Here is a 14,285-nt window from a genome sequence, read left to right on the forward strand (position 1 = left end):
TCATCCCCGCCCGTCGGCGGTCGCCGCGGCGCTGAGCAGGCCGCCGAAGACGGACCGCCCCAGTGCATGGGCCCGGGCCTGGTCGACGACGCTCCCGAGGTAGTCGGGATGCTGCTCGGACCAGGCCTGCGCGCTGCGGCGGCTGCCGAAGAAGTTCAGGGCGCCGCAGACGACATCCGCGGCGGCCCCGGCGCAGGAGCGGCTGCCGACGTAGACCACGGCCCCGGCGGGCTGCCAGGTCATCGATCCACCCGTCGCGGTGACGGTGACGGCGTCCCCGGTGACCGGATCCGTGGAGGTGATCACGGCGTCGGCGGCGAGCATGTCCGGGATGCCCAGCGCGTCGATCGCGCACATCGCCCAGACGTCGACCCCGCCGGCGAGCCGGACCCGGTGGGCGGTGGGGGCCGCCGAGAAGGGGTAGGCCGCCGCGATCCGGCCGCGGTCGTCGGCGACGAGGAAGTCCTCGGCGGCCAGCTCGGCCACGACATCGGCAGCCGTACGGCCGTGGGCGGCCGCCGCGTCCTCGAGCTGGCCGAGTTCGGGGGCGTCGCCCGTGGCGGCGAAGTGGCGCAGCACGGCCTGCTGGACGGCACGCAGCCCACCGGCCACCGGGGCGAGGCGTCCCCGGCCACCGCGACCGAGGACGTCCAGCGGCTCCTCGACGGCGCCGCCCACGGCCAGCACAAACCGCAGCGCCTCGACGCCTGGCGACCCCTCCACGCGCCCGTCGGGCCCGCGGTACAGACGGCACGACAGCGACGCGGCGACACCCGGCACGGCAAAGGGGTCCACGCCGTCGACGAGCACGGTCGGCGAACCGGCCATCCCGAGCCGCTCCGCCTGCACCTCATCACCGACCTCGACCCACTCGACGCACGCGGCACGCCCCTCCAGCGCGTGCGCGAGCCGCTCCCTGAGCACCGACGCGCCGGGGCAGCCCGGCACGGCCAGCACGGTGATACGCATGGTCACGCCCTCCATCGCAAAGCCTGCTCCCTCCGACCGTAGACCTTCCAGCGCACTGGAAGGTCAAGGCGTAGCCTCGACGTATGCGCATCGGAGAGCTGGCGGCGACCACCGGGCTGACTGCCAAGACGATCCGGTTCTACGAACAGTCCGGCCTGCTGCCCGAGCCCGCCCGCACCCCGGCCGGCTACCGCGACTACCCGCCGCAGGCGACCCGCCGTCTCGCCTTCGTCCGCCAGGCACAGGCAGCCGGACTCACGCTCGCCGAGATCCGCTCGATCCTGACGCTGCGTGACTCGGGCGAGGCGCCCTGCGTCCATGTCGCGACCCTGATCGGCCAGCACCTGAAGGACATCGAGCGCCGAATGGCCGAACTCCACCAGACCCGCACAGCCCTCCACACACTCGCCGCCCGCGCGGCCACCACCGACCCGAGCACCTGCACGACCACGGAGATCTGCAGCATCATCGACACCGCGTCCGGATGACAACGGGGGACTCCCGCACCACGGTTGACAACCCACGCCTGCCGGCAACCCCTCGCCGGGCTCGGCGCCACGTGATGAGGCGTCAGTCGTGCCTTGAGCGAAAGATCTGCTCCGTGCCGTCCTGGTTCTCGTGCTCGACGGTCCACGGCAGGCCCAGACTGTCGAGCGCCGCCAGGAGGTCTTCGATCCGGGCTGAGTCCACGAAGCCGCTGAAGACAACCGGTGAGAGGGGGAGGATCTCCAGCTGGGCGAAGGTGTGCTCGACCTCGAACTCGTCCCAGCCCGACCGCCGGACACTCCACCCTCCTGCGTAGAAGACTTCCGCCGCGAGATGGGCGTCCGTCACCGAGGTCAGCGACCCGCAGACGTGGTTCCCAACCTCCACCTCCAGGGCCGCTACCGCCTGCTCGTCAAGCTGCGGTCCAGGCGTGCCCCCCGAGGTGAAGTCCATGGGTGTCAGTCTCCAAAGGCTGTGAGAAGTGGCAACGCCGTCGGTGACGAGTGCGCGGGGAGCTTCCCCGCGATCATCGTGGGACGGTCCGGCACCTCTGCTTGCTGCGCATACAGCCTCTGACCAGCGAAAACGGCGCCTCGCTCCGAGGGGAGGATGTGCGCCCGCGGCAGGACTCGAACCTGCGGCCAAGCGCTTAGAAGGCATTCGGGGCTGAATGCTGCGCTTACCTGCGTTTTCCCAGGTCCCGTTTCACCGTATTAATCGAAGGCGCTTGGCCTATCGTCCCGCCCATTTTGGCGTGAACTCGCGGCACCGCCCCTCACCCACAGTAGCGGGTGAGGGGCAGCTCAGGGGGCGGGTCTCCGGCATCCGGCCGGAGCGGCGCACCTCGCAAGTGGCACCCACCGCACCCCCTGTACGGAGCCGCCGGCGGCAGGGTCTGGGGCGCCGGCGGCCGATGTGCGTGGGGGGCGCAACTACTCTGGCGGCACGTGCCTCAGGCAACCAGCCTCTTGACGTGGACATCCCCCTTTCGGGTGATCCACGCCGCGCGTGCGCCGGGGCCCGCGCCACCCCACAGCCATGATCGCGACATTTACCTGACCAGGTAAAGACTTCCCGGGATGATCACTTCAGCGTGGTCGGGTGCCCCTCGACCCACTCCCAGCCTCGGTACTCAACCGACGCGAGATCATCGGGGCACGCATCCGCGCACGACGCATCCACCAGAACCTCACCCAACAGGGCCTCGCCGAAGCCGTCGGCATCGACCTCAAGACCGTCCACCGCATCGAGTACGCCCAGTCCGACCCCAGACTCTCCGTACTCCTGCTGATCGCCGACGCCCTCGACATGCCCCTCGCCCAGCTCGTCGACGACTGAGCCCCCGGCCCGCCGCCGACGGGGATGCGCACGGCAGGCCGGGGGGTCGTCCCGTCCGGTGCGTGCCGCCCCGGCCTTTCTCTGGGATCGCACCGAACGGGGGTCAAGCCCGCCCCCAGCGGACACAGCGGATGTTGGGTGGGGGCGGGGGTCTTCAGCGGGCGCAGCCGTGGCCACGGGCCGCGTCGGCCGGCGGGCTCGGTATGCACTCCGCGCAGCCGTAGTACGGCACTTCGAGGCCGGGGCCTCGCGTCTGGTTGACGGTGGCGTGACCGATGACGGTGAGGTCCTTGTCGGTGCCGCAGTAGATGCACTTGTCGCCGGCCTGCGGGCCGTCCTCGCGCTCGTCGTCCGGTCCGTCGTCGGGTTCGGCGGCGGCCTGTCCGAGGCGTTCCTCGCGGGTGCGCTGCGCCCACTCCAGTAGCCGCAGGTTCTCATCCCCCTGTACGCCGCCGACGTCCGGCAGCCAGTGCAGCGGCACGTACTCGCTCACCGCGCGGCCTCCCGCCGCTTCCGCTCCTCGACGCAATCGCACTCCGGAGTCGGACAGCCGCAATCAACCGTCACCAGGGGCTTGCTCGCGTAGGCGCCGCCCTCGGGCCACACCTTGCCCGCCCACCCCGGGCACAGATCGTGCGCGTTGACCATGCACTCGCGGGAGATCCTCCGCGGCTCCGAGGGCGGCCGGCGCTGCGGGCTCGCCAGCAGGGCCCGCACCGACAGGCCCTCAATCTCATGGCACATCGGGCTCACCCCCCGCCGTCCCCTGCAGGGCCTGCGCGAGCTGCAGCGCCACATCCGCCCGCACCCCGCCCAGAGTCACCAGCTTGAGCCGGCGCGCCGCGCCCACATCCACACCGAGGGACGGCAGCACAATGCCGTGGACCGTCAGGGCATCCCGCAGCTGCTCGACGGCCGCATGCGGGTCCGCGAGCGTCGTCTTCGTGTTCTGCCGTGGGGTCGCCATACCGGGGACGCTACGGACGCCTCTGTGCGCTGGTCTATGCGATGTTCGCGGATGTTCTCGCCAGGACTTGGGATGTGCTCGGGTGTTCTCACGGAGCCGCCCGCGTGCTGTAGTGGAGGGGGCACCCGTCCGGCAATCCTGGTCCCATCCACCCCAGTTCAGGAGGGCCAAGCCATGGCGCGACGCTTACGCTTCAACGGCACGGACAGCAAGAACGGCGGCTGCCCCGCCGTACACGAGGACCTCGACACCGGTGAGATCGTCGTCCAGGGGCCGCCGCTCACCGACCGCGCGGACCTCGAGCAGCTGCAGCACTTCGGCGAGGATGACGTCGCGGTCGTCGTCCCGCGCGAGTTGCTCGTCAACCACGGTCCGAAGGAGATGCGGCGGGTGCCCAAGGTCATCGACCTGGAGGAGTTCGGCCGGCTCTTCGAGACCTTCGAGCACTCCGCCCGCCGACTGGAGTCCCGCCGCGGCTACGCCTCCGACCGCCAGGACCCCGACTTCCGCACCTGGCAGGACACCGGCAGCGTGCCGTGCGACCTCGGCACCGACTGGTGCCGCACCATGCTCCGCCAGACCGGCGACGGCAAGCTCGTCGAGCGGGTCCGGATCGTCGACGACCCGGTCACCGAGGGGCAGCGCTTCCTCCTCGCGTACGCCGCCTGCAACGAGGCCACCGGCGAGGCCATCACCTGCCTGCACCGCGCGGACGCCGAGCGGCTGGACCTCCCGGCCGCCGACTTCTGGGTGTTCGACTCCCGCCTCGTCGTCCTGCTCCGCTTCGACGACGCCGACGTCCTGCACGACGCCGAGGTCATCACCGAGCCGGCCGAGGTCAACCGGTACCTGCAGGCGTACGACGCCGCCGCCCATCACGCCGTGCCGTACCAGCGCGTCGTCGCCCAGCTGGCCTGAACTGCGGCCGGTGAGCACGGACTACCAGCAGGCGAGAGAGGCCCTCGGGCTGCGCCTACGCGAACTGCGCCTCTCCGCCGCCGGTGGCCGGCTCACCGGCCCCCAACTCGCCACCCTGCTCGGCTGGGCACACTCCAAGGTCTACAAGCTGGAAGGCGGCAAGCAGACCGCCACCCCCGACGACCTCCGCGCCTGGGCGGCCGCCACCGGCCACGCGGACCTCGTCGACGAGCTGCTCGGCCGCCTGCAGGGGTTCGAGTCGCACATCCGATCCTGGCGCCGCCAGCTCGCCGCCGGCCACCGCCCGGTACAGGAGACCTGGAACACCGAAGTCGCCCGCGCCCAGCTCATCCACGCTTGGGAGGAGGCCGTCATCCCGGGCATGCTGCAGACCGCGGACTACGCCCGGCACCTCTTCCTGCGCTACGCCGCCCTGCAGTCCTCGCCGCCCGATGCCGACGACGCGGTACGGGCCCGCATGCGCCGCCAGCAGTGGCTGTACCACCCCGGCCACGAGCTCCGCGCCCTGGTGTGGGAGGCCGCTCTGCACGCCCTCGTCTGCCCGCCCGTGATCCTCGCCGCCCAGCTCGACCGGCTTGCCGGAGTCATCGGCCTCGACACCGTCGAGCTCGGCGTCCTCCCACTCTCGGCCTCCCTCAAGCTGCCGGCCGCGAACGGTTTCTGGGTGTTCGATGAGCGGCTCGTCATCACGGAGGACTGGCATGCGGAGCTGTGGCTCGACGACATGGAGAGCGTGACCGGGTACCTGCGGGTGTGGGGGGCACTGCGGGACTCCGCGGTGTATGGAGCGGAGGCGCATCGGGTGATCGCTCGGGCGCGGGGCGCCCTCAACCTGCGGAGGTAAGGGCCGGTAAGCGATCTCCTTCTGGCGGTACCGTGACGTCAAGCAAGGGGGGGTTCGTATGCGTTCAGATACGGCGTTCGCGGTGTTCGTGGTAGGCGCGCTGCTGATGTTCTTCAGCTTCGTGTTCGACGCTCCGCTGATCTTTTACGTGATCGGTGGGCTGATGACGGTCGGCGCGGTGGCTGCGGGGACAACGCGGCGTCGTGCGGGGCCGCCGCCTGATGTGACGTTGCGTCCTGGCGGGGGCGACCGGCCATGGCGGAAGCCGCGCGATCAGTAGGGCGAACGCGGGAGCATGACGGAAAGCCCCCGCCGCCCGGTCCCAGAGGACCAGACGACAGGGGCGTCGTGGTGGGGGCCAGGGTCCGCGTTCAGGCCATCAGTGCGGCAGCCTCACCGTTACAGGGCCCCGTAGGGCCGGACCGGCTCCCATCCCTGGACACCCCGATCATCATCATGTGGGAGTCTTGTGGCGCCGGGGGCAGGCCCGGACGACGGGTGCCTTCTGATGGAAGGACATCCGGGCTGTCCTGTGCCATCGAAGTCTGGTCGTTGTGTCATCTGAACTTGAGCGGCGCCGAGAACGGCTACGCGCGCAGCACGGCGCGTTTAAGGTCCACCAATGCCTGCATCGCCTGATCATCCTCGACTGGCCCCAGTCGCTGCACCAGCACCGCCCTTACACGGGGAAGGTTTTCGGACCAGTGGGCCAGCGGCCGGCTGATCAGGCGGTCGAGGAACTTCAACGGGCGCCGGCTGGCTGCGCCGCCATCCTCGATGGCGCGCCGCCCAGCGTAGAGCCGCTCGAAGCTCCAAAGGACCGTGAAGTAGGCGGTACGAACGTCGGGCAGCGCATCGTCCCTGAAGCTGTCGGGGGAATGTAGGAGAGTCCCGAGCAGGTCGCGGGCCTTCGCTACGTCGCCACTTGTCAGATCTGCGTGGAGGATCCGTGCCAAGTCGAAGTCGCCATGCCGACGCTGCCAGTAGAAAACGGCCATGGACGTGCACAGCGACACGATGGAGATCGCCAACGTCGCCACATCGCTTACGGACACCCCGCCCCCTCACTCCTGTCGTGAACGCGAGAGTAAGGGGCCGAGCGTGTTCAGGTCACTCAAAGCTCCGTGGCACACGCTCAAGGTTCGATGGCACAGAACACGGGCGCATGCCCGTTGGCATAGCTGCCGGTGGTGCACTCGCCGAGTAAATCGAACATATGTTTCACTGGGCTCATGCCCGCCCCGCTCCCACCAGACCGCGCCCGGCTGGAGACCCTGCGCCTCTACCTGCAGCTCCAGCTCGACGAGGTCGACCGCGCCCTCGCCGCACTCCGCGAGCCACGCCAGCCGTACGCCATCGAGCACGTCCCGAACCCATCCGGGACCGGGGCCGGCCGGGGAGTGCTGCACCTCGCGGTCTGCCGCAACATGCAAGACCTCGCGCCCGGACGTCGGCTGATCGAGGCAGGCGAGGCGATGGCGCTGCAGGCGTACCTCGATAAAGGGGGGCCCACGGCGGCGTGCCCGGAGTGCAAGCCACAGAGGCGGTTGGAGGCCGTCGCCGGGAAGGGCGCGGAGCGGCGTCGGGCATGAGCAGCAACACGGCGGAAAGCGCGACGGGCCGCGTCTGGCACCGCTACCGTGCGGCGGATGAGCAGCATCCATTGGGCCAACATCTTCAGCACCGTCGGAGGTCTCTCCGGTGCCGCCGCGGCTGCTGGCGCCTGGCGAGCCGCCGTCGTGTCCAACCGCACAGCGGATGCGGTTGCGCGCATCGAGAGGGACCGCCGGCAGAGCGAACTCACCCCGAGCTTTGAGATCACCGCCGAGTTCGTCAGCGATGACCAGGCGAAGCTGAACGTACATCTCAAGGGTCCGGTGGCCCTCGGCTACCTGAATGAGGTCTCCATTTCGATCGACGACGACGACATGGACCGCACCGTTCGTCTCCCGAGCGGGCGCCCCGACAGACGCCCCACCCAGGAGGACATCGACAATCAGGTGTGGGGGCCGTTCAAATTCGCCCATGGTGGAGACGGCGCAAACGAGTTCGGGCGGACGGTGACCCCGTTTCCACTCCGTGTCGGTCGTGGGCGCCCGCTCAACATGGACCGGATCCGCGCCCCGTTCTGGTGGGAAGGCAGCGACGCAAACGACCGGTGGGACCGGGAGCAGGCGGGTACCCCGATCCGGCTGGTCCTGGTCTGCCGACACGAAGACCTTGATCCATGGACGATTCCGTATCCCCTGGACTCGCTGCCGCCGATCCACATGACCATCGGCTAGGCACGCCCGAGCGGCAGGTCGACGTCGGAGAGCCAGCTGCCACAGTGAAAGGCCCCCGCCGCCGGCCCGAAGGCCGACGACGGGGGCAACGCACTTCTACGCCTACTGCCAGCGAGGACGATCAACCACCGCAGCCTGCGACTGCGGACCAGGGGGATTCGGATCAGGCGCACCATCCCGCCGACACACCAACGCGGCCGGATCCCACGACGGAGCCTGCAGCGAGTAGCCGTCCGGACAGTTCTGCCCGTCCGCGCCGTCGCTGCCATCCTCCCCAGCAGGCCCAGGCGGGCCGGCCGGACCAGCCTCGCCCTGCGGGCCAGCCGGGCCAGGCTCACCGTCGACGCCGTCCGAACCGGCGGCCCCCGGCGACCCGGACGGGCCCGGACTCCCCTCCGGCCCGGGCGCACCCTGCTCACCCGCAGGCCCCGGCGGGCCAGGGATCGGCACCGGAACCTCCGCCCGGTCCGGCAAGTCCTCAACCGCCTCCGAGGGGTCCGGCGCGGCCGGCGTCTTCCCCTCGGCCTGCACCTGCGCCCGCAGCTGCCGTACGTCGGTCGCCAGCGTCGAGACGGCCGTTCCGCGCCGGTTGGCCTCCGCCGCCAGCTGCTCCGCACGCTGGTCGCTCTGGTCGATGCGATGCCACAGGATCACCGCGACGCCAGACAAGGCGACAAGCACGCACGCGGTGAAGATCCACCGCCAGCGTTCGGCGAACACCCGCTGAGTCCGGGTCACGGCTGTCCTCCGGGGGGTAGATGCGCGCGGAGTCGAGCGATCTCCGCCTGGTCCGCGGCCCGTAGCGCGGCCTGCTCGGCGATGTGCGCGTTCAGCTCGGTGACCTTGCGGTCGAGGCGGTCGCGCTCTGCTTGCAGGCTGCCGGTCAACGACGAGTAGCCGGTGATGTGGTTCTCGCCGCGTTTGCCGAGGTACGCCACCACGCCGCCGACGACCGCGCCGATGCCGACGAGGAGGCTGCCGAGGGTGGTGGCGTCCAAGGTGGCTCCTTACAGCGTGCCGGGCTGCTCAGCTCTTGGTCAGGGACGCGCTGTTGGGGTCACCTACCGCGCGCGCGACGAGGCCCTTCACGAGGGACACCACCGCGACGACGCCGCCGGCCAGCGCGGAGTACCACATGGACCCGTCGAGCGGCTGCGTCACGACGACGCCCGCGGTGAACCCGCCGATGAACGAGGTCACGATGCGCTCGGCGAGGTCGCGGCCGTACGTCGCGGCGGTGCGCGCCACGGCCGAGGGGTTGGGAAACGAGGTCGTCATGGTCAGCCCTTCACGTTGAAGTGGTGCTTCTTGCCGAGCCTCTCCAGCGAGGCCCGGCCGGGGACGCCATCGGCGTCATCCCCGGTGAAGCCGCAGCGGCGCTGCCAGGCGGCGTACGCGCTGCGGGTCTTGGTGCCGAAGTGGCCATCGGCGTACTCGCGGCCGAGCAGCCGCTCGGCGACGAGCGCCGACTCGACCGTCTTCACGCCGTAGTACGAGATCGGAGTCCCAGCTCGCGGCGGATCGGCGTGCGCGGCGGCGATCAGCCGCGACAGGTCCACAGTCGGCTGTGCAGGGGCGGGCGCCGCCGGCGCCGTACCGCCCGGCCGCGGGGCGCCCTTCTGCACCCACGCGTAAAGCGCGGCACCAGGGCAGGCCGTCGCGTGCCCGTCCTTGTGGCCCTTGATCTCGGTCCCGGCGTCGCCGGCCCGGCGAAGCCACTCGATCGCGTCCCGCAGCCCGTGCAGCATGCGGTCCGTGGGCTTGGTCATCCCCGACGAGCCGAGGAGCGCGAGCACCGCGTAGTGGTCCTCGTTCAGCTCGCGGCTGCCGTTGGCGCCCGTCCGGCGGTGCGCGCCGCGGCCCTCGTACACGGTGCCGTGCTCGCACACGATGGCGTTGTAGGCGATGTCGACCCAACCCTCGGTCTTGTTCGCGAGGTGTGCGGCGCGGACCTCGCGGACCTTGTCGTCACACCGCGCGTGCTCACGACTGGAGTAGGGCGATCCGAGGTAGTGGACCTTCACGCCCTTCGTGGACGCGATGTACGCGGCCGGCGAGGTCGCGGGGGCGCCCCACCGCTCGCGGGGGACGAAATCCATGGTGCCTCCTGGACATGAGGACGCCCCGGGGCCGGACGGCACCGAGGCGGGGGTGGGGTCAGGTGAGCGGGGCCACGATGAGTTCGCGCCGCAGGATGGTGCCGGTCGACGCCCCGCTGACCTTGTGCAGCAGGATCACGTTGTAGACCGCGCCGGGAGTGAGTCCGGACAGCACATGCGAGATCGTTTTCCGGCTGCCGTCGGTGCCGTAGTGGATCAGTCCGGTGCCGTCGGCGACGGCCTCTACGACGGTGCCGGAGCCGATGACGGCGCCCAGCCGGGTCTCCGCGGCCACTGACGTGCCCAGCGTGCTGCTGTTGGACACCTGGGCCGTGACTTTGATCTCCACGCGGCCTGTCGTCGGGGCCGTGAAGACGGCGCCGCACACGGCGTAGGTGCCGCCCGACGTGGTCTGTCCGAACGATGTCGACGTGGTCGTGTATGAGCTGAGTTCGACATCCCACACTGTCGGCGGGGTGTCCAGTGCCCGCACCCTCGATCCGGCCAGCAGGTCAGGCATACGTCCTCCTCACAGGGCCCTCCTGGTGGGGTACGCCAGCGACAGGGACTCGCCCGCCAGCTGTGGCTTCACGACGGTGTTGACGGCCCGGGCGACCACGACCGACTGCGCGCTCACGAACGAGGTGAACCGCACATCGACGGGCACGGTGCCGCCGGTCAGGACCCGGGTCCGGCAGCCGATCTGGCCGACGCCCGTGAGCTGCGTGTCGACCTGTGTCACCTGCCAAGCTGCGGGCTCTGGATCGGTGGGGAGCCAGGCCCGGGCCCGCAATGTGCTCCCACGACCTTGGAACCGCATCCGCACCCGCGTACCCGGAGCGTGGGTGATGCTGGTCGTGAAGACGGTGAAGCTGGTGGCGACCCCGGCTACAGTCTTGATCAGCGTCAGGGTGACCTGCTGCGAAGTTGTGAATTCCAGCCTCGCCCCGTAGTAGTTGGACGTGTCCGTGAACCGCGCGATCAGATACGCCTGCTGGTTCGCTCCAGCGGCCAGCGCCGACGACGCGACGTCCACCCGCAGATCGAAATCCGCATCGGTGACCGCGGGCAGCAGCGTGAAGCGGTTGATGTTCGACGTGTTCACCGTGTGCACGCCCTGTGCGCCAGCGACCGAGTAATCCGACGCTGCGCCGCCGTTCGTGGTCCAGGCGAATCCCTCGACGTCCGTGCCGCCCCACCCCGACGACACCGATCGTCCGAACAGGTCGTATCGGGCGTCGCCGGTGATGGCCTCGGCGCGTACCACCTCGCCGCCCAGCTGCAGGTCCAGTGGGAAGGCGTCCACCACTTCGTCCGACCGGGTGCGGCGCACCGTGATCTGCGTGGCGTACCACACGTTGGCCGCGGCCGGAGTAGCCCCGTGGCGCGCCCGGGCCACCACCCGCGAGGCTGACACTGGCGCCGTGAACGTCTGCTTGAGGAACACCCACTGTCCAGCGGTCACTGCGGTGGCGCTGCCGAGCGACGACGAGATGTACGCGTCCGCGGCGTCGTACCAGTCGACGCACGCGCGCAGGTCCGACCAGCCGCCCGGGCTGTACACCCAGCAGGAGACCGTGTAGTCCACCGCGACCGCGACCGTTCCCGCCGCCGAGTGGTCGGAGTTCACGCCGCCCGACGCGGACACCCCGTCCGGAGTGACCTGGATCGCCCAGTCCGCCCCTGAGCCGAGTCCGGGCGGCGCCGCTACGCGTGCGATCGTAGCGCTGGCGGCAGACCAGCCTGTCAGGTCGGATGCCACCCGCGGGTTGCCGTTGATCGCCGGGCGTGCGGGCACCCACCACGGACCCAGCGTCGTCGCCACCGCGAGCTCCGTATCCGCCGCGGCGGCCGGCGACGCCAGCTCGGACCCCGCAGTATCCCGCCGGCCGAGCACGGCATCGTCGCGCACTCCCACCGACCAGGGACCGCCGGGCGCGCAGTTGAACACGATGTCCCACTCGCGAGCCGACCTCCACGTCTCCTCATAGCCCAGGACGATCAGATCCACGTCGCCGGGCGCCACCCAGATCGGCATGCCGGTCAGGCGGATCAGGTCGCCGACGTCGACCGCGAGGATCTGCTCCAGCAGCGCGGCAGACGCCTTGTGCACGCGGACGCGGACCTGCGGATAGCGGCGGCCCTCCCACGTGCCCAGGTGCAGCCGCCAGCCCGCCTGAGACGGGGTCTGCAGGTCGGAGTGCAGGTTGAGGGTCGTCGACACCGGATACGGGCCCACCCCGTCCGGCGGGGCCAGTACCGAGAGCGGGCCGGAATCCTCCGTGACCCGCGCCGAGGAACCGTTCACCCGGGAGACCGTGACGTCGTTCTCCGTGGCGTCGTCATCGCCCGTCGGCTCCAGCGGTGTCCCGAGGACTCCGCCCGCATAGGCGAGCGTCAGCGCGGGCGTCTGGTTGTACATCGTCGCCCGGCCCCGAAAGCGCAGCGCCGGCCGCTCGCGGTCCTCGTACAGGATCCCGCCGTCCGCGTCCGCGGCCTCCTCCAGCAGCTCCAGCGAGTGCGCGGGCAGCTGCGGGCCCACGGGCTCCTGCTCGGCCACCGCCCCGCACACGGTGAGCGGCAGGTTCTCCTCCGTGGCGAGGCGCTGCATGCGCTCGCCCGCGGTCTCCCCGGTCCAGGCGTCGATCGCCCCGTCGTACGCGGTGGTGTTGGTCGTCGGCCACACCGAGATGTGGCCGATGGCCATGCCGTCGAGGTCGGTCGACCAGCCGGCGCCGTGCGAGGCCACCGATGTGGGCCGGCCGACCGTACCGGCGAACGACGAGCTGAAGCTTCCGGCGTCGCCGCCGACGTCGGTCCAGGTGATCGACCACGCTACGGAGCCGCCGGACTGGTGGGCCTCGAACCGGACCCTCATCCACTGCCCGAACAGATCGGATCCGGTGCCGATGGCCTGGCTGAAGACGGTGGCGCCGTCGTCGTCCTTGCCGATGACGGTGGAGCCGCCGGTGCCGGACTGGATCGTCCACTCGGCGACGGTGCCCGTGGACAGGATCCGCAGCATGGTGCGCTGCGTCGCCGGGCCCGTCGCCAGGTAGTACACCCACTGCACATGCCACGCCGTCAGCGTCGTGGCAGGCGTGGGGACGGGCGCGGACATGGTGCATGGTCGGCTGGTGCCCGTGTTGAGGCCGGGCAGCGGGCTCGACGACGGCAGCGTGTCGACCGACGCCCAGTTCACCGGGCCGAGCCGTGCGGGTTTCACCCCGGCGATCGGCGAGGCCCCTTGCGTAGCGGACGCGCCGTCCTCGAGCGGCCAGTACGCCAGCGGCTTGTGCGACGGGATGCGGCGGCGCAGCGTCGACTCCAGCTGGGTGCTACCGCGCCGGTAGCGGCGCAGGATCCCGGCGGTGGTGGCCTCGACCCAGGCGTGCGCGCCGGAGGCGTGCCAGCGGGCCGGGTACGCGGCCAGCTCCTGCGACAGGCGTGTTCGCCGGTTGGTGATCGACGTGTTGCCGTTCAGCGTCCAGGTGCGGCCCGCGCCGTCGACGAAGCTGCCCGCGCCGATCGCCTGCGCGGTGAAGTCGGGGTTCGCGACGACGCTGCCGTTGATGCCGTTGCGGATCTCCACCTTGTGGACGCGGCCCGCGGCGGGTACGAGCGTGTCGTCGGATGCGTCGCCGATCCTCAGCGGGGCGGTGCCCGCGAAGATGGACGTTGCCGCCGGGATGATCACCGAGTTGCCGAGCTGCGTCCACGGTCCGGCGATGCTCGGCGCCGTGTAGAAGAAGATCTCGTGGTCGCCGAAGGGGGCCACGTTGACGTCCATCGCCACCCGCACAGCCATGCGGCCCGACGCCGGTACCGGCAGCAGGACGCTGGAGAACGCCGAGTTCAGGCCGATCCCGTCCGTCGACCACTGGAACTCCAGGAGCCCGTCCCAGGTGTCCAGCAGCCAAGAGTGGCTGCCGGGGCTGTACTTGCCGATGATCTCGATGACCCCGGCTTCGGCTGGCTGCGTCCAGTTCGACAGCGTCGCCTCGATGCGGATGTCGATGTCCCCGGTGATGTCCAGCGCGGCAGCGTCCGGGGTGGACGCGTAGTCGCCTACCGCGCCGGGCAGGTCCAGCGCCGGCGATCCGGCCTTCGCCGACAGCCTGAACGGGGTGTTGCGGCCGAACTTCCCGAAGTGCGGGCCGGTCGGGTTGTCCGGGCTGAACTGCCCGTTCGTGTTGTTGATCAGGGGGCGCAGCGTGGACGGATCCACCCGCGCCCCCTGGTCCCGCCGCCCCCGCGAGTGCGTCAGCGCCTGCCGGGAGAGGATGTTGCCGGTGGCATCGACCCACACGCCGCCGATCAGGAACTCGCCGCGTACATCGAAGTCCGGCATGGCACCT

The 14,285-nt window shown here is 70.7% G+C and carries 19 protein-coding genes; 7 read left to right on the forward strand and 12 right to left on the reverse strand.

Translation table 11 applies throughout. The features are described 5' to 3' along the window. A complete protein-coding gene (locus AB0M28_RS13315) occupies positions 1–969 on the reverse strand; it encodes an alkylmercury lyase family protein (RefSeq protein ID WP_365402783.1) in 969 nt (322 codons plus the stop codon). Positions 970–1,052: 83 nt separating this feature from the next. Between AB0M28_RS13315 and AB0M28_RS13320 the strand changes: the two genes are divergently transcribed. Then, positions 1,053–1,457, forward strand: coding sequence for a heavy metal-responsive transcriptional regulator (locus AB0M28_RS13320; protein ID WP_365402558.1), 405 nt, complete (start codon positions 1,053–1,055; stop codon positions 1,455–1,457). 82 nt (positions 1,458–1,539) lie between these two features. On the opposite strand, the gene AB0M28_RS13325 is transcribed toward AB0M28_RS13320, so the two are convergent. Then, positions 1,540–1,908: a hypothetical protein gene (locus AB0M28_RS13325; protein ID WP_365402561.1), complete on the reverse strand. Its 369-nt coding sequence runs from the start codon at positions 1,906–1,908 to the stop codon at positions 1,540–1,542. Between the two features lie 648 nt (positions 1,909–2,556). Here AB0M28_RS13325 and AB0M28_RS13330 point away from each other — a divergent pair. Further along, the gene (locus AB0M28_RS13330) at positions 2,557–2,793 is read left to right on the forward strand and encodes a helix-turn-helix transcriptional regulator (RefSeq protein WP_365402564.1); all 237 of its coding nucleotides are present in this window, start codon (positions 2,557–2,559) and stop codon (positions 2,791–2,793) included. A gap of 154 nt (positions 2,794–2,947) precedes the next feature. Here AB0M28_RS13330 and AB0M28_RS13335 read toward each other — a convergent pair whose 3' ends face one another. The 3 genes from AB0M28_RS13335 to AB0M28_RS13345 are packed head-to-tail and all read right to left on the reverse strand — an operon-like array spanning position 2,948 to position 3,760. Then, the gene (locus AB0M28_RS13335; RefSeq protein ID WP_365402567.1) at positions 2,948–3,286 is read right to left on the reverse strand and encodes a hypothetical protein; all 339 of its coding nucleotides are present in this window, start codon (positions 3,284–3,286) and stop codon (positions 2,948–2,950) included. After that, the gene (locus AB0M28_RS13340; RefSeq protein WP_365402570.1) at positions 3,283–3,537 is read right to left on the reverse strand and encodes a hypothetical protein; all 255 of its coding nucleotides are present in this window, start codon (positions 3,535–3,537) and stop codon (positions 3,283–3,285) included. Before AB0M28_RS13340 ends, AB0M28_RS13335 begins: the two co-directional genes overlap by 4 nt. Beyond that, a complete protein-coding gene (locus AB0M28_RS13345; protein ID WP_365402572.1) occupies positions 3,527–3,760 on the reverse strand; it encodes a hypothetical protein in 234 nt (77 codons plus the stop codon). The genes AB0M28_RS13340 and AB0M28_RS13345 overlap by 11 nt, the downstream gene beginning before the upstream one ends. Positions 3,761–3,934: 174 nt before the next feature. On the opposite strand from AB0M28_RS13345, the gene AB0M28_RS13350 reads away from it, so the two are divergent. Genes AB0M28_RS13350 through AB0M28_RS13360 form a run of 3 tightly spaced genes read left to right on the forward strand, consistent with a single transcriptional unit; the run spans position 3,935 to position 5,823 of the window. After that, entirely contained in the window at positions 3,935–4,678 is a 744-nt protein-coding gene (locus tag AB0M28_RS13350; protein WP_365402575.1) for a DUF6879 family protein, read from the forward strand. 10 nt (positions 4,679–4,688) lie between these two features. Continuing rightward, positions 4,689–5,543, forward strand: coding sequence for a DUF5753 domain-containing protein (locus AB0M28_RS13355; protein ID WP_365402577.1), 855 nt, complete (start codon positions 4,689–4,691; stop codon positions 5,541–5,543). 58 nt (positions 5,544–5,601) lie between these two features. Continuing rightward, positions 5,602–5,823, forward strand: a complete 222-nt coding sequence (locus tag AB0M28_RS13360) for a hypothetical protein (RefSeq protein ID WP_365402578.1) — start codon at positions 5,602–5,604, stop codon at positions 5,821–5,823. A 307-nt stretch (positions 5,824–6,130) separates the two neighbouring features. Here AB0M28_RS13360 and AB0M28_RS13365 read toward each other — a convergent pair whose 3' ends face one another. Further along, entirely contained in the window at positions 6,131–6,574 is a 444-nt protein-coding gene (locus AB0M28_RS13365; RefSeq protein ID WP_365402580.1) for a hypothetical protein, read from the reverse strand. Positions 6,575–6,775: 201 nt separating this feature from the next. On the opposite strand from AB0M28_RS13365, the gene AB0M28_RS13370 reads away from it, so the two are divergent. Then, positions 6,776–7,135, forward strand: coding sequence for a hypothetical protein (locus tag AB0M28_RS13370; protein ID WP_365402581.1), 360 nt, complete (start codon positions 6,776–6,778; stop codon positions 7,133–7,135). Between the two features lie 57 nt (positions 7,136–7,192). Then, positions 7,193–7,828 carry a hypothetical protein gene (locus tag AB0M28_RS13375; protein ID WP_365402583.1) on the forward strand — a complete coding sequence of 212 codons (636 nt, stop codon included), beginning with the start codon at positions 7,193–7,195 and terminating at the stop codon, positions 7,826–7,828. A gap of 102 nt (positions 7,829–7,930) precedes the next feature. Here AB0M28_RS13375 and AB0M28_RS13380 read toward each other — a convergent pair whose 3' ends face one another. Genes AB0M28_RS13380 through AB0M28_RS13405 form a run of 6 tightly spaced genes read right to left on the reverse strand, consistent with a single transcriptional unit; the run spans position 7,931 to position 14,278 of the window. After that, positions 7,931–8,566, reverse strand: a complete 636-nt coding sequence (locus AB0M28_RS13380) for a collagen-like protein (protein WP_365402586.1) — start codon at positions 8,564–8,566, stop codon at positions 7,931–7,933. Next, positions 8,563–8,826, reverse strand: coding sequence for a hypothetical protein (locus AB0M28_RS13385; protein WP_365402589.1), 264 nt, complete (start codon positions 8,824–8,826; stop codon positions 8,563–8,565). The genes AB0M28_RS13380 and AB0M28_RS13385 overlap by 4 nt, the downstream gene beginning before the upstream one ends. Before the next feature lie 28 nt (positions 8,827–8,854). Further along, positions 8,855–9,106 carry a hypothetical protein gene (locus tag AB0M28_RS13390; RefSeq protein ID WP_365402591.1) on the reverse strand — a complete coding sequence of 84 codons (252 nt, stop codon included), beginning with the start codon at positions 9,104–9,106 and terminating at the stop codon, positions 8,855–8,857. 2 nt (positions 9,107–9,108) lie between these two features. Beyond that, positions 9,109–9,927 carry an N-acetylmuramoyl-L-alanine amidase gene (locus tag AB0M28_RS13395; protein WP_365402594.1) on the reverse strand — a complete coding sequence of 273 codons (819 nt, stop codon included), beginning with the start codon at positions 9,925–9,927 and terminating at the stop codon, positions 9,109–9,111. Between the two features lie 58 nt (positions 9,928–9,985). Next, complete coding sequence (locus AB0M28_RS13400) at positions 9,986–10,447, reverse strand: hypothetical protein (protein ID WP_365402597.1); 462 nt, start codon at positions 10,445–10,447, stop codon at positions 9,986–9,988. Between the two features lie 9 nt (positions 10,448–10,456). Beyond that, the gene (locus tag AB0M28_RS13405; protein WP_365402600.1) at positions 10,457–14,278 is read right to left on the reverse strand and encodes a hypothetical protein; all 3,822 of its coding nucleotides are present in this window, start codon (positions 14,276–14,278) and stop codon (positions 10,457–10,459) included. Positions 14,279–14,285: the final 7 nt, after the last annotated feature.

The organism is Streptomyces sp. NPDC051940, from assembly GCF_040680895.1.
In the GTDB taxonomy this organism is placed as follows: Bacteria; Actinomycetota; Actinomycetes; order Streptomycetales; family Streptomycetaceae; genus Streptomyces.